The sequence below is a fragment of the Mesorhizobium sp. ESP-6-2 genome (assembly GCF_020164675.1).
Classification (GTDB): Bacteria; Pseudomonadota; Alphaproteobacteria; order Rhizobiales; family Rhizobiaceae; genus Mesorhizobium.
In genome coordinates, this window is record NZ_JAIUGT010000003.1 from 39,292 (window position 1) to 57,942 (window position 18,651).

The window sequence follows — 18,651 nt, forward strand, 5'->3', positions numbered from 1 at the left end:
CCCGCCGAAGCGAGCCTGGTCTTGGTGAATTGGCAGGACGTGCCGTCCGGCCCTCCGCTTTTCGCGGGTGACTACGAAGCGCCCTGCCCGTCGCCGTCCAGCGACTGGATGCCTCGGATTCTTTGCTCCTGCCGCGCTTCGCGCTCAGCTACACGGCGCCTGGCAGCCGCGGCATCGGCCAACTTCTTGGTCTTGCCTGCGTCCTCGCGCGCTTTTTCCAGCGAGCGGGCAGCTAGTGACGTGTCGGGATAGGCCGGGTTTGCTGTTGCGGTGACTTCGTAAAGTTCAGCCTCTATCACAGTACGCTTCGGGATATCGCCGCCCTCGTCCCACTCCTGCTTAGTGGCGCGGAACGCGAACGACATACCGCTAACATCGCCGCGGCCAACGAGGGTCCACAGATCGTTGCCGTCGCTTGTATCCGGCACGTCAATCTCGACCTTGAGGCCGTGATTATCTTCGCTAAGACGGAGCGTTTTCGACCGCGTGCGACCAAGTACGCGGCCCATATCGTGGTCGTAGAGCGCAAGGATGTCGCCACGAAGAGCCTTGGAAAAGGCTCCGGGCGCGATGCGCTCTATGAAATAGTCGCCAATTGTTGTGTCACTGTTCCAAACGGCAGCATAACCAACCAGGGTACGCTTCCCGTCCGCTTCGCGAACCTCAACGCCTAGCTCGCCGCTGCGCTTTTCAATGTCTATCATGCGGCCTCAGCCTCGTCGGGTTGTCCGGCGTTGTCATTTGCCGGAACGGGCGCTGCCGTTGGCTGTGTGCCGAGCGGCACAGTGGCGCCCTGAATGTAAAGTTTATCGGCCGCTTCGCCCTTCGCTGGAAGATTCTCGAGCGCGCGAACCTCGTCGGGAGTGCGAATGCCGTTCTGAATGGCCTGGCCGTAGCCGGTCATGCGAGACACGAAGTCACCGCGCTGCAAACCGTCGAGATTGTGCTCGACGTACCGCCCGCTGTTTCCGCGACCGAAAAGCTTGAGGTTCAACTCTCCTTCAAGCGCCTCCGCCCACTGGCCGACCAGGTGCTTCACGAGGTGAAGATCCTGCTGCTCGGCGTTCGTGAACGTCGCCCTTGTCAAGTCTTGCAAGAAGACTGGCGGCAACTGGAACGCCCGCGCGATTTCCTCGACCTGGAACCGGCGCGCTTCAATCATCTGACCCTTGGCTGGGTCCAGACCAACTGGATTTAGCGTGTAGCCAGCAGGAATTGGAAAGACGGGTTCGTTCGCGTTCTTCGCTGCGTCGACCGACCGCTTTATGTCGGCCTGCGCACGCTTCATCGCGTCGGCGCCAGCAGGCAGCGGGCCAGTTAACGCCAACGGCGGAACACCACCCCCCGCAAAGAAGTTGCTGCCGTAATCATTCATCGCGATAGCGAGCTGAATGGCCTTCGCGGCCATTGCTATCGGGCCGTAATGGCACAGCCCGTCAGCCTTCAGCATGAATGGCACATCGATGACGTCGGAGGAGTCGTACTCCTTGGCAATTCCAGAGAATTTGTAAAACGTCCTACCGCCCGACCGCCTCACCGAAGTCTTGGTAGGATCCATCTGCCAGAGGGCTTCAACGCCTTGCGGCGTGCGCTCAATCCAGGCCAGGCCGCGCCCGCCCGTGAAAACCTGCTGCCAAAAATACTGCCAGAACTTGAAGGCGTTCGTTTCGTCGTTCGGCGCATCGTGGACGACAGTCTCGAGCTTGCCGGAAAGTCGCTTTGGGCCTTCTTTTGTCGAGCGGTAAGCATGCCGCGGTAATGCCGCCAAAGTGCGCGACAAAAACGCCACCGCTGCCCACACTGCCGGTACCGATAGTGCGCTGTCGATCGTGACATGCGGCAAATTTGCCGACTGCACCCCGAAGAACTGCAGGAAATTGTCAGCGGTTACCGAGATGGTTGGGTTTTCGATGGTTGCCCGCGATTCTATCGCGTTTGGGGGCAGTTCTTGTCTATTGAGTCGGATATCAAGACCTAAAATATTCATTGTTCCGCCAATTCAGGCCGCTGCGGCCAATGAAAAATCAGGATCATCCCATGGCGAAGTCGCCACGGTCGCGTTGAACTCGTTGTCCGCAGAACCGGTCGCCATTGCGATCGTCACGAGGCCGTCTATGCGACCACGTGATCGCTTCTTATCGAAGGCACGATTGCCCTGGCCGTCCGCGTCGAGGAAGGCGTTGGCGGCACACATGTAGTTCACAGGCGAGTTGTCGATTTCGATAGTGCCGGCAAGGATACGATCCTCAAGTTTCTCAACAGACCTCGGCATACACAGCGCCCGATCTTCGAAGACGATGCGCTTGCCCTGACCGTGAGCGATCAATTTGAGACCATAGCCTTCAGGCTTGTCCGGACCTTCGTATCTCCACACCGGGAAGCCAATTTGCTCGCACGCACCGATAAAATCAGCCATGCCGGCTGGGTCGAAGGCCAGGAACTGGACATCGTGTTCGGAACAGAGTCGCTGGACTTGCGCCGCGACGAACGTTTTGTCGATTACGGCACCGGCAACAGCCGTAAAGTCGACCTCAGGGTCAGAAGCCCACTCGACGTATTTCGCATTGTCGGCGAGCGCGCGCTCCTTGAGCCCTTCTTTCGTCGTCCAGTACCAAGTCTTGATCGCGACAGGTCTGTCATCACGGCCGCCCCAGGCGGCGGACAGCGCTGTCAAATCATTCTTCTCACTAAGATCAAGCGATAGCCAGCATTTTCGACCCTTCTGCTCATCAGCACTCACCGGCTTCTGCACAGCTGACCATGCGTCCTCAGAAATCCAAAAATCGATTGAGCCGATCGGGATGCCGAAGTAGAGCCGCTTCACTGAAAAGGACGTAGAAAGCAGCACGCGAGCTGTGTTCACCTCACCGCGGATATTCTCCACCGGGAAGGTGACACCGAGCGCCGGCAAGGCCTTTGGCCAGCAGGCCTCGTTGTCGAACACGTTTTCGCGGTCAGCCTTGTCGACACGGGCGATGAAGGCAAAGGCCTCGTCGTCGATGACTTCGCCTGTTGCGACTTTCTGATAAAACTCGGAATAGTCCGTACCGACGATCTGCGTAGAGGCCGGCGTGTTCGTGCCTAGCAACATCAACGCGTCGCCTGGCATTTTGGCAATGGCGCGCTTCCACGTTTCGATCGAAGCATTCGACCGAAATTCATGAATTTCATCGGCTGCAACCAGCGTCGGACGGGGGCCGCTGATCGCCTCGCCGTTAGCCAGAGTTTGAAACTTGCTACCCGATTCCGGGAATTCGATCTTCCACGCGTTGTCCAGCTCACCGCGAATGACCACCTCGCCTCGCGAAAGCAACGAGTCGTCTTGGTCTTCGTCGCCGCCAGGTATCTTGGCACGGCACATCGCCACGGCGTCGCGGAACAGAACGTTCGCAGTCGCGCGATCCTGGCCGATCGCGTAGACCTCGGCGCGCTTGATGCCGTGCCAGCCGCCCATATACAGGCCAGTTGCCGCCATCCACGGCGACTTAGCCTGACCCTTCCCGGTCTCTACCCATGCCGATCGGAACCGCATCCGGCCACTGGCTTTGCGCCAGCCGAACAGATTGCCGGTGCAGAACAGGTGCCAAGGCAGGAGGTCGAACGGTCGTCCCTCATGGGCGCCCGCTGTCACGCTAAGCACTGCAGGCGGGAAGCCGATGGCTCGAGCCGCCAGTTCCGGACGCCAGTGCAGCCCGCGGGAGGCGCCGTCTTTTAGATCGCGCAGATGACGTTCGGCAGCCGCAATGTGATGCTCGCCAGCAATGATCTTTCCGGCCAGGACATCTGCGGCGTAGGCGCTGGTAGGATCATTCTGATGCGGGCTTGAGATAGGCGTCCGCAGCGCGGGAGACTTTCTTGCCACGAGCCACCTTCGTTGTCTTCCCGCGGCTCACCGGATCCAGGCCCAATTTCGATTCGAGCACTACAATCCGCGCGTCCGCCTGCTGCATGGCGCTCCAGAAAGGGTTCCACTGGCCAACCTTGGCCCGCTTGCTGGTGAGAATGGTTCCGTGCTCAGCCACGTGCCGGGCTGCCTTGCGGTACTGCACCCGAAACTCGACAAGGCGGATTACGGTGTGGCCATTGGCATCAGCCAAAGTGCCGGCCGCCTGGAGGTCGGCCATCACTGCGCGCCATTGATCTCCGGCTTCAGCGGCGTCCTGCGAGTCAGGGAACATCGTGCTCCAATCAGGAGCGCATAGGGGCTCAGTGGTCATGGTGATCCGCTGTGACAAAGGTTGTGTATTTCCCGTAGCCTCGATTGGTCTCATCGATGCAATCTGTTAGACCAACCTAAGCAACGGAAGGACGACCAAATGCTCAATATCAAGGACTTGAGGCTCGGCAACGGCAGCGTCACTTATCACCGCAAGATTGATCCCGTTCCGGATACAAAGGAAATCAATGAAAATGTCACGATAATTAATAAAGGTTCCAAAGGTTCGCCAGCTTACTATGAGGTCACCTTCATGATAAGCTCCGCGATTGAGAACGATGGACTCGAGACAAGAAACACGTTCCATTGGAATTGTCTTGTGGCCGAGGCGGATCATAACGCAGCGTATCGGTCTGTCGAAGATAGAGGCGCTAGGCTAATTGCGCCGATGCTTCGAGCGCTGGCGGACAAAATCGAGAAGGAATTGCCGTCATTTGCTGTCGCGCCACCGTCGGATTCCGCCTCCTGAGGAAGGTGATTGCCACATCCCCCTACCTTGGATTTTCTTTCAGTGCGAACGGAGGGGGGCCACGGGTTCCAAGTCACGATCTGCTGGGCTTTTGACCCACCCCCTGCCCGCGCGGCACTAGACGAGCGCAAGAACAGAGCGCACCATGCATTCTATTTGCTACGGAGAATCAGATTGGCTCGCGCTCACTACTACGTTCTGAAAGACGGCAACCAATGGAAGATTAGGTACGAAGGCAAAGACTATCCTTATGATACACAAGCAGCCGCGATGAAGGTAGCCGTCGACACGGCTCACAAGGCCGGTCAGCAAGGCCATGACGCACAAGTTCTCGTCCAAGGTCGTGATGGTAAGTGGCAGACAGAGTGGACCTACGGCCACGACCCCTATCCACCCAAGGGCTAGCTATTCCACGGATGCCGAGGATCCACGGGGCGACCGTTGACGTCGCTGCCGATCATGTAGCCTCGCGCTTCTTCCTTCTGGATCAGCGCGTCGTGGTGAGGTGCGCATGTACTCTCGTGGTTGGCTGGATCAATGAACAATGCCCAGTCGCCTTTGTGCGGGATCCGGTGGTTCACGACGGAGGCTCGGGTGATGATGTCTGCCTGGAGACAGCGCTCGCATAGAGGCTGTTTTGCTAGTTGGGTTGCACGCGCCAACTTCCATTCCTTTAGCCCATACCAACGGCGGTACTTTTGGGCGCCTGATGAGCGGTTATGCCCGGCTGAAGCCATTGCGCACACCTAACCCGGCGTCAGTGAAATGGTCTTCGCGTTGAAAAGCAAAATCTCGGTTCCATTTGCACTTCCTATCGGCGGCCCGCCGTCCGGAGGCTAGCGTCAGTCATTTTCGTTGACCGACCGCGTTTTAAGTCCATAATTCGCATGCTTAGGGGCATTGGGAGGGAGAGGAAAAGGCGCAGGCCGAGATGCGTTTCTACCAAGCTTTGCAGTCATCCTACGCTTGTACAAAGCAAGCGCGGGAAATCTCCCGAAGCGGAAAGGCGGGTTGTCTTTCTGACTTACTACGAAATGGCGGTCATTTTTTTGATGATCGTTCAGACACACACTATGATGACTAAACCGTAATGGACTAAACGGTAGCGGCGTCCGCCACTGGGCGGGCGGGCGCTTCTACTGGAAACGACATCAAAAAATTTCGAGGGTATGGGCGCTATGTCAGACAGAGAAACAACCAACGGCGGGGCTGCGTGGGCTGCGCTCTCACTCGTTCTAGTCAACAAGCGCCTACTTTCGGAAGACGAGTGGGCGCTCATTGTCTAGCGAAGGCTGGGGAGTTGCTGTCTACGCTTCCCAAAGGAGCAAAAGTGCAACCGAAGCGACTCGTGGTACTATGACAAATGCCTCCGCTTCATGCAGATTTAGGTTTGATCGCTGCCGGGAGTAGCTTTCGCCACTACAACCGGCAGCGTGACCGCCACAAAGTCGCCCGGAGGCGCCTGGCGGCAATGATTGTTTCCCGCCGCTAATCTCTCGCGGCGGGTCGATCGCTACATGAATTGAGCGCATCGAAACGCAAAACGGGCGGCGTTTCCGCCACCCGCAATTTTTGATCCTGAATCAGTGTAGCAAATCAGATGCGCTTGGTGCGCACGAGCTACTTGGACCTAACTGTTTCGGTCCATAGTGGCTTCGGCAGCGAGAGTGCGTCGATTGCTTCGGACGCGTTGTTCGGTGCACATCCGTAGTCCATGACAGCGTCAGAGCAGCGATTGCGCATGGCCTTCGCGGCTGCCTGGCGTTCTGCCTCCGCGTCAATCCTCGACACGCTTCCGCGCAGCATAAGTTCCAAGTCCGCGATGCGCTTACTCAGCGCGGCTGTTTCCGCATCCATTCGCTGCTGCACTTCCCGCTTACCATCGAGGCGACCTTCGTCGCGCGCCATCCGTTCCATTTCGTGCAGGGCATATCGGATGCGCCCTACCCTACCTTTGCTTTCGGAGATGGCCCGTTCGATCACGCGGACGAACCATTCGCTCAGGGCCTCTCCGTCCTTGGGGCGAATGTGCTCGAAGTTGAATGGAGACTTCATGCCCGCAAAATCCCATACTTCTGCGCCAACAGCCGCAGGCCACCGTTGAGCCGCTCTCCGGCCGCAGCAATGGCTTTGCCGCGGTCCCTAAATCTGGTGACTTCCGCGCCCACTTGGCCAAGTGATTTTCCCTCGATGACGACTGCATCGACAACCGCGCCGTATCGTGCGCCGAGCAATGACCTGGCTACGCGGTAGCGTTCGCGTGCGTCAGCCATCATCGTTGGCATGCCTTCCGACGATCCGCAGTCAACTTGGACACGACTGTAGTCGATAGCGCCGAGGGGGTTTAATCCGGCTAGGTGATGATCCTGCGCGTACCGAAGCCCGGCTGCATGCAGGACATCGTTGGCTTCCGGGTCGTCATCCAACTGCTTAGCTGTGTGCATCCGCTGAAAGTTATCCGACGTTCTGAAAACACCGCCCTTGGCTTCTGCTGCGTCGACATGAGGCCGGTTGTCATTCGCGGCCAAAATGGGGACAGCGACGCTGCTTTTGGAACCCCACAGATGCCGAGCAACGTCCGCCAAGCCCTGTGCGACCCGGTGGGGATTATCCAGGTCGATATTCGTATCTTCGACCACAAGGGCCTGCACCAGGGCTTTGCGACGAGGCTGGTATCGGATCGCATCAATGCATGCGTCCAATGCAGGACGGATCGTGTGACGCTGCACTTCGACCTGGCGCCACTTCCGGTCAGCCGTGCGGGCCGTGTAGCGCACAAGCGGGCTGGTTAGCGAGGAACGCGCGATCGATGCCAATTTGATCACATGATCGCCTGCATCCCGTTCGTCGGCTCCGATGTGTTGGTGGGCGAACAGCCAACCGAGGGCTGCGGGGCCCGGCATGGCTGTTGTCTTGGCCTGCTGCTGTTCGGCGAGGTTGTCGTTGGCGGCAGCGTAGGGATCGTGGGTCATGGTCTCGTTGACCTGACCGGCTCGGAGGGCAGAGTGCATCAGAATTCCTGAATTCAGGGAAGTGTCGGGGTTTGTTAGCCCGCTGAGGTCGTCCGGGTTCTGGGAACTAAAATCCAAAAACTCCGGGTGTCTTCTATGCAGGTGGGGTTGCTTAGGAATCTCACCCATTCACTGATTCAATGGATGAATGGATAAAAGGTAGGTATGTATATCTATGTTATTGATATTCCTAGATATTCCCTTAGAGTTTCGTCATCTGCCTCACCCCTTTCAGCCGATACAAAACTAAGGGCCATGGCTTTCATCCGAAGGACGAAACTATGCAGTGGACGAAACAAGTCGCCGCTTGGGGCGCCCGCCCGTGTTGGCTACTTCCTCACGAACCAAGTCAGCCTCACGCAAATCTTTGACGATTTCGTCGCGCTGGCGAGCGTCGATGGACTTGAGTCGGTCCGCCAACCGCCCAACCGTAATGCCCTTGCTGCCGGCAGCGCGGATGAGACCGAGTATCTTTTTGTAGTTCGCCTCGCGCGGATTGTCGGACAGACGCTCAGTGACCTGCGAGAGCATGCCGGCAGCGCACGTCCAGGCGAGCGACGAGGCCCAATCGACGTTGGCCTCGGTTATCATCGCTTGTTCACAATCGATACCGACAGCGACAATCAGCGCCAGTTTGATTGCGTTCTCTATGATACGCCTAACGAACGGTCGCGCTTCCGCAACAACACGCTTTTCGTGTTCCGCCACGGCCTCCTTTACAGATTCGAAAAGCGCAAGCGCACCTTCGGTCCACGGCACGACCAGAGGCATTGTCGGCGAGCTTGTGGCTACTGTCGGGATTTTGGCCGTTCGCGCCTTCACGACGTCAATGCCGGCGACGTCCGCCATACGATCGAGCAACATTGTCGGCACATATCGAACATCTTGTTCCGGCTTCACTGCAGCCGGAAGTGCCGTATCGACATTGAACAAGACCAAGCGAGGCAGCAGTCCGTCTTCTGCGCTGGCCGAAGAGAGCGCCGACCAGAATTGCTCCGGCGTTGACGTGCCGTGGATACAAAGGCCAGGGTTGTGGATCCTCCTGGGCGGATTGCCGCGATAAGCCGCACCCTCGAAATAGGTTGCGCTCGCACTGTAGTAGTCGCGCAGATCAGTCGATATCGCCCTTTGGTGACTTCCCGCTCGCCTGTCGGTTATGTCTCGAATGAACCCCCCAAATTCGTCAATCTGGCAATTTACCGACTGGTGCATTTCAAGAACTTCGCGGAGCGCCGACGCCGACATGATGCGCGCTGGCCCGCCGAACCTATCGAATACACCATGCCCAGCCGCGAGGAGCCGCTTTATCTGTGAGCGAGCGTGTTCCTTTCCGAAGCCTGACTCGGCGAGTGCAACAGAATAGATATTCGGGCGCGTGTCGCGACTGCCTGTCGAATAACGCGGCCCCATCAGGGCGGCCACCATTGGTAAAGCTGCAGCCAAGGCTAGGACGCGGCTGGGTTGCTCGGCCGAGGACACGATCCAGTCAATCAAATCCTGCACCAAGCCGCCAGGATGCGTCAGCGTATCGAGATCGGCGACGGCCTGAAGTTGGTAGTCGGGAACGTCGTCTTCCGGTTCGGTCGTCCGTGACGTCAGGTCCACGGCTTCGGCTGCTGCTTTGCGCTCATCAATCCCGGCAATGAAACCAACAGCGTCAACTGATGCCACGGCAACGTCACCTTCCTGGCCACGATGACGCCGTGCGATCTCGCTCAAATGAGCGCCGCCCTGCCTGGCAAGCTCGGCAAGAGATCCAAGGCCAACGCCGCCCGATGAGGTAAACCCCTTCCACTTGCTCGCGACGTCGCCTTTTTTGTATTTCTTGCCGCCTGCGCTCCAGGCATCGGCGATCGCCATTCCCTCCGCACCCAAGGCGGAATGAACAGCCATAAGAACGGACACCCAATCTTGGTATCCGCAATCGGGGCTGACGTAAGTCAGAAGCTCATCAATTTCTGCCGCGGTTGCACTCTCAAGCGATGTCGAGCCTGTACATTGAACTGGCGAGTGCTTTGGCTTCAGTAACAGGTCAAGAAGCCAAGACGGGGCTTCCGCTATCGGCTCGTCGTTGAGCCACTTGTATGTGCGGCCGTCGCTCATGACGCTGCCAGGGGCTATGAAGTAGCCCCCGTCGCCCCGGCTCTCTGCGCCGGATGCCAAGACCATGTTGCGTACGCCATGTGCGTGCTTGAACAGGTAGTGAAGACCGCCGCTTCCAGTTTCGGCAATCCTGGTCCTAATATGGCCGTGCCTTTCCTCCATGGCCGCTAACCAGGGACGACCGTCCTCATGACCTGGCGGCACGTCGATGTCCAGCACCCAAAAACCGCTACGTTCGCCAGTCGGGATGCCGATCAGCGCATTAGGATGTCTGGAGCCGAATTGCGCGTTAATGACATGCGGGCGCAGGCTGGCGTCATGGAATCCTTTGGGCGTAAGGGGTGATTTTGCGAGATGCACTTTGCCTGTTTCAGGGTCGGTGCTATCGCTTGGTCTGCATGGGAATACCGGACAACCGTTTGCAGCGTATGACAATGCTAAGGAAAGCGGGGCGGCGGATTCAGGCGGCTGCGCTGGCAATGCGGGCATTCAAATTCTCCAAAGCGATGACAGCCAGTTCTGCGATTTTGTCTCGGAAGATGGGCGCAAGGTCGGCGCTGTGCGTCCCGTTTTTAAGGTCCGGTGCATAGGCGTGATATGCGCCGCTCGGAGTGTGAATAAGTCTCCAGTCGTGAACCGTCACGAAGTCGCCAAATGCCAGGTCGAACATTGCGACGCGCCGAAAACCTTTTGGCGACGCAGTCTCGTCCGTCGCCCATATTGATTTGATGCGAGGGTCAAGCAGCACGGCGAGCCGCCTTGCGCGAGTAGGCTTCGATGCCGGTGCGGAGATACGCCTCCATGGCGGCGTCGGCTTCTTCTTCGGCCGCGCACTCGGCGGCATAGGCGCTTGCGGCTTCAAACGCCCTACGGTCGGTCTGCAAACAGGCGCTCGCATACTCAAGGTCGGCGAAGTCGTCTGGTTTCGCGCCGCGGTTCTTCATAGCGAACACACGACCGATTGCCAGTTCGTCGAACTTGTCAGCCCAAGAGAGGCGTAGAGATTTGAGGAAACGTCTAAAACGTGGCCCCTCGCCGCCGTCTGTTGTGACGAACTCCAGGTTAATTTCTTTCTCAGGGTCTCGGATGGGTGAGATCGAAACCAGAAACAAAAATGCGTCGTCGAACAAATACCGTGTATCGAGATTGATATCGTTGACACGATATGCGGCGAAATCAAATGTCGGCCTGAACTTGCGCAAAGATGTTCTCCCTCCCGCGACCGCGGGCTGCTCGGGATCAGTGCTAGGGTTTGGGTATTTAGCGTTGAGCGGATTTGTAAACACTATATATAGTATTTTAGCCTTAGGTCGTTCCAGTCAGGCTGCCGCTCTGGCCTCCTGCTCGGAGACCCATCTATTCAAAGTCGACTTCCTTGCGCAGATGATCTCGCCCATGCGAAAGGTAGGGATGTGGCCACACGCGACGGCGTGATAGATCGCCCTCCTCTTAAAGCCTGTCCAAGCTGCTATGGCATCGGCACCCTGCAAGATGTCCGCAGCCAGCGGGTTGTCGTTCATACCTCTCTCCGAAAAAATAATTCTGCAAGTGGGGTTGACACGCAGGCGACTGCCCGTGATATAAGGAGCAATGGCGTATTCTGCGCCCGCGACTCTTGCGGGATTCTCAAACTACGCGTTTACGCCTTCAATGTCAATCGGTTTCGCGCTTGAGCTATCCCTTCGCGCCTATTCCGTGTTGTAACGTGTTGCATAAAACCGCTGGTCGTGTAACGTCACCTTGAACAAGGAGACGAGCGCGTGGCCACGATTCGAAAGCGCGAACTGCCCTCTGGAAGGATTGTTTGGCAGGCCGACTATCGCGATGGCGGCGGGAAGCGCAGGGACAAGCAATTCCCTACCAAGAAGGCCGCCGACGACTTTCTGCTGACGGCGCGCGGCCAGGTCAGATCCGGCACGCACGTGGCAGAGAGCCAATCGAAAACGATCGACCAAGCTGCGAAACTCTGGCTGACCCAAGCCGAAAAGGCAGGCCGAGAGCGCGCGACGGTGGCGCGCTATAAATCCACCTACGAGCTTTACGTGAAGCCGCGTTTCGGCGCCACGAAACTGTCGGCAATCACGACTCCCATGATCCAGACGTTCATCGATGATCTGACCGGAACGATGTCAGCTTCATCCTTGGCAAAGGTTCACGGTGCTTTAGTCTCGATCTTCAAGCACGCTGTCTCGCGTGGACATGCCGCGACGAACCCTGCCCGCGACATTCAAATGCCTTCAGCAACTAGAGATAAGGCTCGGCCAGAGATGCCGACCAAAGAAGAGTTGCGCGCAATCCTGAAGGCTACACCCGCTCGGTGGATCCCATTCATTCGAACAGCGATGCTGACGGGCATGCGCGCAAGCGAGCTTCGTGGACTTCAGTGGCGCGACGTCGACCTGGCGGCCGGCATCATCCATGTCCGCCGCCGTGTGGACCGCTACAACGAATTCGGCCCACCAAAATCAGAAGCAGGCACGCGCGACATCCCAATTTCAGACAGCATGGTTGTAACGCTAAAGACGTGGAAGGCGGAGTGCCCCAAGGGCGAGCACGGTTTGGTGTTCCCAAACGGCGAAGGCAACATCGAAGGTCACGCCAACCTACTGCACAGAGTGTTCTGGCCGGTGCAGATAACGGCAGGCGTCACGATAGAGACCGACAAGAAGAACGAGGACGGCAAGCCGATTGTGGACGCGAAATACAGCCTGCACGCGCTCCGCCACGCCGCCGCCGCGCTGTTCATCGAGCAGGGCTTCCCGCCCAAGAAGGTGCAGACGTTGATGGGCCATGCGTCCCTTCAAATGACGTATGACGTGTATGGCTATTTGTTCAAATCAGAGGATGACGACAGGGTCAAAATTGCGGAGATGGAAGCAGCGCTGCTCGGTTGATTTGCATCCGTTGCAACACAGTCCATGCAACATATGTGCAACACGGAACGAATTTTCTAATTATAATCAATGTCAGTTTGCGGTTTTGTAAACCGAAGGTCGCGGGTTCGATTCCTGCCGGGGGCACCACCCTTCGCTCGAGCTTCGGGTGGCACGCCACCCAGAGCCCGTTATAAGAACACCAGATCTCGCGAAACGAAGAAGTGTCCTCCGAAGCCTGTCGCAGGAGGACTGCTCATGCGGAGAGGCGAAACCCAGCGGACTCTCGCTAGGCGGCCGTCGCAACCTGGCCGGCTGCCACTTCGCCGCCGAACGTATTCTTCACCCTGACGGACTTGTAGACGTAGGCGACCCAGGCCCCGGTGAGGATGAACGACAGAACGGGTGTCATCAGCGCATCTCCAGCGAGGATCTGGCTCACCGGGACGCCTAGGGTTGATGAGATCAAGATCGTGTCCACCACGAACACAACCGGTATCGCAATCCACTGGAACAGAAACAATTGTTGAAAGCGTCGGCTTCGCCGCAGCATCGAAATGAGCACAACCAGTTGAAGCGCCAGAAATGCCAGATTGAGGGCAACCTCGCTATACACCGCAACCGGCCCATTTGGCTGGGGCATGAGTTGCCGGTAACCCTCGACCGAATTGGCCAACGCGGCAAGCGTGCGCAGCGGCGACAACACCTGACCGATCGCCAGTAGCATAAGCCAGCCACCGAATCCTACAAGAGCCGCCAGGCCCTGTGACGGCTTCACGGCTGAGCGAACCGCAAAGAAAACAGGCACGCCGATCATCAGCAGCACGATCGCCCAATGCCCGATTGAAAACGTCCCCATTGACCATCTCTCCCCTCTGTCTGCCCCTATAAGTTGTATCAGGTTTCAAACTCAACTCAAGAGGTGAACTCGCGCAATGAGGTCGATGCCGAAGCGGCGACTTTCTCCTGCCTGTTCCTGGCTCTCGAGCCGATAACCCGGAACCAAACCCGGCCGGAGGCGGTTAACGATCGAAGGGACCGCAAACTCTGTAGCGGAACAATGATCGAACTCTTGGACATGGAACTGGCCCAGGCCAGGCAGCGAATTGGCCGAGCTGAACTCGCCCTCAAACGCGCGGAAGAAATGTTGGAGCGAGACTGTGGCGTCGGCATCAATCTCGCGCTTTGCAGCAGGATAAGGTCCGCGCAGCGGCGCGTCACCGAAGCGCGAGAGCGCCTGACGAAGATCGATCCGACCGATCACTGATTCTTACCTGCGCCACTGCGGCCGCGCGTCTGCTTTCCCTCAGTCGATGCTTCGAACGGATCGCTGGTCAGGGCCGGCGGCTACGCTGTCAATCCCTGCAATGTCAAGCCGCTAGGTCATCCCGTGCACCGGAGTCCTGCGGTGTAGACGGATGCCGCCGTTGGCACTCATCGTCAGTCACGCTGGCAGCGGAAGCTGGCTTCATGCCGCGCTCCCTCCTCACACCCCGATCGCCGCCACCAGGATCCGGTTCTGCCGTCGGATCGCCGCGCGCAGTTCCACTATCCTTGCCTCTTCGCGCTTCACGAATTCGATGAACATCATGTTCATGTTGTTGAAGACCAGCTCACCCACCGCCTGCCCGTCGACGTCGCGCCGCACCAGGCCGATCTCCAGCAGCCTTGCGATCAGGGCGCGGATCTGTTCGGTCAAGGCGCGGTCGAGCGCCGTGTAGGCCTGGCCGAACGGGCTGTCGGGCAGTTGCGTCGAGATCGCCATCGCCTGGCGCCACATTTCCTTGCTGAGATAGTGCAGCGAGTGTTCGATATAGATGCCGATCAGCGTGTCCAGCGCATCGCCGACATTGGCCGGTGGGCTGTCCACCACGCCTCGCCCGGCATTCAGCACCTCGTTGACCTCCATGGAGACGATGGCGCCGAGGATGTCGCCCTTATTCTGATAGTAATTGTAAATCGTCCCGATCGACACTTCGGCCTGGGCGGCGATCGTCTCGATCTTCGCGCCTTCATAACCGGCCTCGCGGAAAAGCTCGGCCGCCGCCTCGATGATGCGGCGGTGCCGGTCGGCCTTTTGCCTTGCCCTCAATCCACTCATGCCGGCTGTCTGCCACAAAAACAGAATTGACTCAATTTTAGAATTGGTTCAACTTTTTGCAAGAAGCCACAAAGGCAAGGGAGAACACTCGATGTCCGCACGATCCGCAGCCAATAATCCGCTTTCAACCCTGAAGAGGCATCTGCGCGCCGCTTGCGGCGCCACGGCACTGATGCTCTCAGCAGCCGGCGCCAGCCAGGCCGCCGATCTTAACGCCCTGATCTGGTGCGATCACGCCGACCCGGCGCTGCTGCAGCCCTTCGAAGAGGCCAACAACATCAAGGTCAACGTCAAGGAATTCGAGGGCACCGGCGCGGGGCTCGCCATCGTCGAGCAGTCGCAACCCGGCGATTGGGACGTGATGGTGATCGACAGCATCGATGTGCCGCGCGGCGTGGAAAAGGGCCTGTTCGAGCCGCTGCCGGAGGACAAGCTGCCGTTGGGCGACCTCTTCCCGCAGGTGAAGATGGACAGCTCCACCGTGGTCGGCGGCAAGCGCTACGGCATCACCGAAAAGTTCGGCTACAACACGATCGGCTTCAACAAGACCAAGGTCGACCCGGCCGACATGCAATCCTTGGCGTCGCTGACAAGCGACAAGTACAAGGGCAAGGTCGCCATCTACGATTATTACCTGCCGGTCATCGGCATGGCAGCACTCGCCATCGGCAAGAGGACGGCTGAACTCACCGAGGCCGACCTTCCCGCCCTCAAGGCCGAGCTGCTCAAGATGAAGGCCAACGCCAAGCTGGTTGGCGAGGTGACCGCCAGCCAGACGGCGCTCGCCACCGGTGAGGTCGATATTCTGGTCGGCGGCGGCGAATGGGTGACGGCGGGCCTGGCCAAGGAGAACCCGGCGCTGGACTTCTCGATACCCAAGGAGGGAGCGGTCCTGTGGTCGCAGTCGCTGGCCATGTTCAAGGATTCCAAGAACAAGGACATGGCGTTGAAATTCATCCGATACATCATGAGCCCGGAGGGCCAGGCCCGGCTTGCCACCTCGTCCTGCTACTGGGGCATGCCGGCGAACAGCAAGGCGGCGCTCACCGACGACCAGAAGAAGATCCTGCGCTTCGACGAGCAGCCCGAATTCCTTGCCCGCGCCCAGGCCTATCCGGCGCCGAATGCCGGTCTCGACAAGAAGATGCAGGACATGTGGACCGAGATGCTGCAGGCGCAGTAGACGGGCGTCGTGAGCAGCCCCGCGAACAAGGCCCTGCCCTGGGCGCTGGTTACGCCGGCGCTCGGCTGGACCTTGCTGTTCTTCGTCTTGCCTTTCATTGCCATGGGGCTTTCCAGCCTGACGGCGCATGAGGGCGGCGGCTTCACATCAGCCAACTACAGCCAGTTCCTCACCAACCCCGCCTATCGGCAGGCGATGGTCAACTCGCTCCAACTCACGGCGATCGTCACCGTTGTCTCGGTGCTGCTCGCCTACCCCTTCGCCTGGATCCTGGCCGAACAGGTGCCGGAACGCTGGCAGCGGCTGGCGCTGATGCTGGCCGTGCTGCCCTTCTGGACCTCCTATGTCGTGCGCTCCTACTCCTGGCTTTTGGTGCTGGCGCAGAATGGCGTCGTCAACCGCGCGTTGACCGGTATCGGCGCGATCAGCGAACCGCTGCAACTCGCCAACACCCGCTTCGCCACCGTGACCGGCTTCGTGCACTTCTTCGTCATGCTTTTGACGCTGACGATCTTCGCCAATTTGAAGCAGCTCAGCCCGAGCTACCGCAAGGCCGCGGCCGATCTGGGCGCCGGGCCGGTGCGGACCTTCCTGCATGTCATCCTGCCGCTGACCTTGCCGGGCATCATGGTCGGTGCCTTCCTCACCTTCGTGCTGTGCATCGGCGACTACATCACGCCGCAGCTCCTGGGCGGCAACAACGAGCTGGTCATGCCGCAGCTGGTGATGATGCAGATCGGCCGGCGCGGCGACTTTCCGCTGGCCTCGGCGCTCTCGATCATCCTGATGGCGGTCGTCACGTTAGCCTATCTCGCCTGCGCCCGCTGGCTGAAGATCGAGCGGGCCTGAGATGGGCCGGATCGTCCGCATCGCTTCCTGTCTCTACGCGATCGCCATCTATGCCTTCATTTTCCTACCGGTGGTCGTGCTCGTGCTGTTCTCGCTGCAGGCAACCTCCTTCCCCATCCCACCCTTCACCGGCCCGTCGCTGCGCTGGTACCAGGCCGTCCTGTCCGATACGCGGCTGACCTCGGCGCTGGTGAACTCGCTGCTGGTGGCCGTCCTTTCGTCGCTCGCAGCCGTCACGCTCGGCTTCCTCAGCGCCTGGGCGTTCGCACGCTTCGTGCTGCCGGGTTCGGCCCTGCTGCGGGGATTGATCACCCTGCCGCTGACGGTCAGCTATCTCATCATCGGCATGGGGCTGCTGGTGCTGTTCAACTGGGCCGGCGTGCCGAAATCGCTGATGGCCGCCGGCATCGGCCATGTCGTGATCAACCTGCCGCTCTGCTTCGCCATCGTCTACAGCCAGATGGGCGACCACCAGATCAACATCGAGCGCGCCGCGCGCGACCTCGGCGCGCCGGAATGGAAAGTGCTGCTCTTGATCACCGTGCCTGTCATGGCGCCGGCCATCTTTGCCGGCTTCTTCCTCTCGATGACCTTCTCCTGGGACGAGTTCGTGATTTCCTTCCTGCTGACGCGCTTCGAAACCACGCTGCCGGTGGAAATCTGGAACCTCTTACGCTCCGGCCTCAACCCCAAGACCAATGCCGTCGGCTCGCTGGTCTTTGCCGTCTCCATCGTGCTGGTGGTGCTATTCGAACTGACGCTGCTGCGGAGAAAGCCGGCATGAGCGCGCCCCTGGTCGATATCCGCGGGGTCTCGCACCGTTTCGGCCAGTTGGCGGTGCTGAAAGACGTCTCGCTGCGGATCGAGCCCGGCAGCTATACCATCCTGCTCGGACCGTCGGGCTCCGGCAAGACGACGCTTTTGTCGATTTTGGGCGGCTTCGTCACACCGAGCGAAGGCAAGGTGTTCATACGCGGCGAGGACTGCACCGCGGTTCCGCCGGCAAAGCGCCCGACAACGACGGTGTTCCAGGATTATGCGCTGTTTCCGCATATGAGCGTCGGCGCCAATGTCGGATTCGGCCTGCGCATGCAAGGCGTCGACGGCGCGACACGCGCCGCGAAAGCGCGCGACGCGCTAGCGCTCGTCGGACTGGCTGCCGCCTTCGACAAGAAGCCGCACCAGCTTTCCGGCGGCCAGCGGCAGCGCGTGGCGCTGGCGCGGGCACTGGTGATCGAGCCCGCAGTGCTGCTGCTCGACGAGCCGCTCGGCGCGCTGGACCTCAAGCTGCGCCGGCAGATGCAGGACGAATTGAAAGCGATCCAGAAGCGCGTCGGCACCGCCTTCATCCATGTCACCCACGACCAGGAAGAAGCCATGGCGCTGGCCGACCACTGCGTGGTGATGAGTGACGGTCGCATCGAGGACGAAGGGCCGCCCGAACGCGTCTATGCGCGCCCAAAGACACGCTTTTCGGCGACCTTCATGGGCGAAAGCACCATTCTTCGCGGAACGGTGGCGGAGATGATGGACAGGACAAGCACTGTCGCGACACAGGTCGGGCCGGTCTCGGCGTCCGGAGCGTTGCCGGTGGGATCGGCGGTTGCCTTGGCCATCCGGCCGGAGCACCTTGCCCTGGGCGCGACCTCAGGCCCCACAAAGCTGGGAAAGGCGCAGGTCAGCGATGTCGTGTTCCAGGGCAGCTTCAAGCGCGTGCTCGCGGTCTCCGCTGAAGACCCCACGCTGCAATTCATCGCCAAACTGCCCGCGACGTCCGCCGTGCAGCCGGGCGACACGGTCGCGGTTTCCTGCGATACAGACAAGATCATTCTGCTGACGGATTGAG

General features: G+C 59.4%; 19 protein-coding genes. 7 read left to right on the top strand and 12 right to left on the bottom strand.

Annotated features, from left to right (window positions below; translation table 11 throughout):
- Positions 1-71: 71 nt before the first annotated feature.
- The 4 genes from LB532_RS09640 to LB532_RS09655 are packed head-to-tail and all read right to left on the bottom strand — an operon-like array spanning position 72 to position 4,178.
- On the bottom strand, positions 72-704 hold the full coding sequence (locus tag LB532_RS09640; RefSeq protein WP_224556733.1) for an HK97 family phage prohead protease: 633 nt from the start codon (positions 702-704) through the stop codon (positions 72-74).
- Positions 701-1,987 carry a phage portal protein gene (locus LB532_RS09645; RefSeq protein ID WP_224556735.1) on the bottom strand — a complete coding sequence of 429 codons (1,287 nt, stop codon included), beginning with the start codon at positions 1,985-1,987 and terminating at the stop codon, positions 701-703. The genes LB532_RS09640 and LB532_RS09645 overlap by 4 nt, the downstream gene beginning before the upstream one ends.
- Before the next feature lie 12 nt (positions 1,988-1,999).
- The gene (locus LB532_RS09650) at positions 2,000-3,862 is read right to left on the bottom strand and encodes a terminase large subunit (RefSeq protein WP_224556737.1); all 1,863 of its coding nucleotides are present in this window, start codon (positions 3,860-3,862) and stop codon (positions 2,000-2,002) included.
- Entirely contained in the window at positions 3,807-4,178 is a 372-nt protein-coding gene (locus LB532_RS09655; protein ID WP_224556740.1) for a P27 family phage terminase small subunit, read from the bottom strand. The genes LB532_RS09650 and LB532_RS09655 overlap by 56 nt, the downstream gene beginning before the upstream one ends.
- A gap of 138 nt (positions 4,179-4,316) precedes the next feature.
- Here LB532_RS09655 and LB532_RS09660 point away from each other — a divergent pair, with 138 nt between their 5' ends.
- A complete protein-coding gene (locus LB532_RS09660; RefSeq protein ID WP_224556743.1) occupies positions 4,317-4,685 on the top strand; it encodes a hypothetical protein in 369 nt (122 codons plus the stop codon).
- Positions 4,686-4,727: 42 nt separating this feature from the next.
- Positions 4,728-5,090, top strand: coding sequence for a DUF2188 domain-containing protein (locus LB532_RS30185; RefSeq protein ID WP_224556818.1), 363 nt, complete (start codon positions 4,728-4,730; stop codon positions 5,088-5,090).
- A gap of 1,215 nt (positions 5,091-6,305) precedes the next feature.
- On the opposite strand, the gene LB532_RS09670 is transcribed toward LB532_RS30185, so the two are convergent.
- The 5 genes from LB532_RS09670 to LB532_RS09690 form a co-directional block, all read right to left on the bottom strand.
- The gene (locus LB532_RS09670) at positions 6,306-6,740 is read right to left on the bottom strand and encodes a hypothetical protein (RefSeq protein ID WP_224556744.1); all 435 of its coding nucleotides are present in this window, start codon (positions 6,738-6,740) and stop codon (positions 6,306-6,308) included.
- Positions 6,737-7,825, bottom strand: coding sequence for a hypothetical protein (locus LB532_RS09675; protein WP_224556746.1), 1,089 nt, complete (start codon positions 7,823-7,825; stop codon positions 6,737-6,739). Before LB532_RS09675 ends, LB532_RS09670 begins: the two co-directional genes overlap by 4 nt.
- Before the next feature lie 150 nt (positions 7,826-7,975).
- A complete protein-coding gene (locus LB532_RS09680; protein ID WP_224556747.1) occupies positions 7,976-10,288 on the bottom strand; it encodes a bifunctional DNA primase/polymerase in 2,313 nt (770 codons plus the stop codon).
- On the bottom strand, positions 10,260-10,469 hold the full coding sequence (locus LB532_RS09685; RefSeq protein WP_224556748.1) for a hypothetical protein: 210 nt from the start codon (positions 10,467-10,469) through the stop codon (positions 10,260-10,262). Before LB532_RS09685 ends, LB532_RS09680 begins: the two co-directional genes overlap by 29 nt.
- Before the next feature lie 67 nt (positions 10,470-10,536).
- Entirely contained in the window at positions 10,537-11,001 is a 465-nt protein-coding gene (locus LB532_RS09690; RefSeq protein WP_224556749.1) for a hypothetical protein, read from the bottom strand.
- Between the two features lie 558 nt (positions 11,002-11,559).
- On the opposite strand from LB532_RS09690, the gene LB532_RS09695 reads away from it, so the two are divergent.
- A complete protein-coding gene (locus tag LB532_RS09695; protein ID WP_224556750.1) occupies positions 11,560-12,693 on the top strand; it encodes a tyrosine-type recombinase/integrase in 1,134 nt (377 codons plus the stop codon).
- Between the two features lie 268 nt (positions 12,694-12,961).
- Here the strand turns inward: LB532_RS09695 and LB532_RS09700 are convergent, their stop codons facing one another.
- From LB532_RS09700 to LB532_RS09710, 3 genes are all read right to left on the bottom strand, one after another.
- Positions 12,962-13,531 carry a DUF2569 family protein gene (locus LB532_RS09700; protein ID WP_140637992.1) on the bottom strand — a complete coding sequence of 190 codons (570 nt, stop codon included), beginning with the start codon at positions 13,529-13,531 and terminating at the stop codon, positions 12,962-12,964.
- Positions 13,532-13,582: 51 nt separating this feature from the next.
- On the bottom strand, positions 13,583-13,936 hold the full coding sequence (locus LB532_RS09705) for a hypothetical protein (protein ID WP_181169250.1): 354 nt from the start codon (positions 13,934-13,936) through the stop codon (positions 13,583-13,585).
- Between the two features lie 222 nt (positions 13,937-14,158).
- The gene (locus LB532_RS09710; RefSeq protein ID WP_140637990.1) at positions 14,159-14,773 is read right to left on the bottom strand and encodes a TetR/AcrR family transcriptional regulator; all 615 of its coding nucleotides are present in this window, start codon (positions 14,771-14,773) and stop codon (positions 14,159-14,161) included.
- Positions 14,774-14,864: 91 nt separating this feature from the next.
- On the opposite strand from LB532_RS09710, the gene LB532_RS09715 reads away from it, so the two are divergent.
- From LB532_RS09715 to LB532_RS09730, 4 genes are read left to right on the top strand one after another with little or no spacing between them, the layout of a single operon-like run.
- On the top strand, positions 14,865-15,956 hold the full coding sequence (locus tag LB532_RS09715; RefSeq protein WP_140637989.1) for a spermidine/putrescine ABC transporter substrate-binding protein: 1,092 nt from the start codon (positions 14,865-14,867) through the stop codon (positions 15,954-15,956).
- Positions 15,957-15,965: 9 nt separating this feature from the next.
- A complete protein-coding gene (locus LB532_RS09720) occupies positions 15,966-16,805 on the top strand; it encodes an ABC transporter permease (protein WP_140637988.1) in 840 nt (279 codons plus the stop codon).
- A 1-nt stretch (position 16,806) separates the two neighbouring features.
- Complete coding sequence (locus tag LB532_RS09725) at positions 16,807-17,589, top strand: ABC transporter permease (RefSeq protein WP_140637987.1); 783 nt, start codon at positions 16,807-16,809, stop codon at positions 17,587-17,589.
- Complete coding sequence (locus tag LB532_RS09730) at positions 17,586-18,650, top strand: ABC transporter ATP-binding protein (RefSeq protein WP_140637986.1); 1,065 nt, start codon at positions 17,586-17,588, stop codon at positions 18,648-18,650. Before LB532_RS09725 ends, LB532_RS09730 begins: the two co-directional genes overlap by 4 nt.
- Position 18,651: the final 1 nt, after the last annotated feature.

Excerpts from the sequence above, each read along its gene's own strand:
- LB532_RS09640 (WP_224556733.1), bottom strand. The coding sequence starts at position 704 with ATGATAGACATTGAAAAGCGCAGCGGCGAGCTAGGCGTTGAGGTTCGC.
- LB532_RS09645 (WP_224556735.1), bottom strand. The coding sequence starts at position 1,987 with ATGAATATTTTAGGTCTTGATATCCGACTCAATAGACAAGAACTGCCC.
- LB532_RS09655 (WP_224556740.1), bottom strand. The coding sequence starts at position 4,178 with ATGTTCCCTGACTCGCAGGACGCCGCTGAAGCCGGAGATCAATGGCGC.
- LB532_RS09660 (WP_224556743.1), top strand. The coding sequence starts at position 4,317 with ATGCTCAATATCAAGGACTTGAGGCTCGGCAACGGCAGCGTCACTTAT.
- LB532_RS09670 (WP_224556744.1), bottom strand. The coding sequence starts at position 6,740 with ATGAAGTCTCCATTCAACTTCGAGCACATTCGCCCCAAGGACGGAGAG.
- LB532_RS09675 (WP_224556746.1), bottom strand. The coding sequence starts at position 7,825 with ATGGGTGAGATTCCTAAGCAACCCCACCTGCATAGAAGACACCCGGAG.
- LB532_RS09680 (WP_224556747.1), bottom strand. The coding sequence starts at position 10,288 with ATGCCCGCATTGCCAGCGCAGCCGCCTGAATCCGCCGCCCCGCTTTCC.
- LB532_RS09685 (WP_224556748.1), bottom strand. The coding sequence starts at position 10,469 with ATGTTCGACCTGGCATTTGGCGACTTCGTGACGGTTCACGACTGGAGA.
- LB532_RS09700 (WP_140637992.1), bottom strand. The coding sequence starts at position 13,531 with ATGGGGACGTTTTCAATCGGGCATTGGGCGATCGTGCTGCTGATGATC.
- LB532_RS09710 (WP_140637990.1), bottom strand. The coding sequence starts at position 14,773 with ATGAGTGGATTGAGGGCAAGGCAAAAGGCCGACCGGCACCGCCGCATC.
- LB532_RS09715 (WP_140637989.1), top strand. The coding sequence starts at position 14,865 with ATGTCCGCACGATCCGCAGCCAATAATCCGCTTTCAACCCTGAAGAGG.
- LB532_RS09725 (WP_140637987.1), top strand. The coding sequence starts at position 16,807 with ATGGGCCGGATCGTCCGCATCGCTTCCTGTCTCTACGCGATCGCCATC.
- LB532_RS09730 (WP_140637986.1), top strand. The coding sequence starts at position 17,586 with ATGAGCGCGCCCCTGGTCGATATCCGCGGGGTCTCGCACCGTTTCGGC.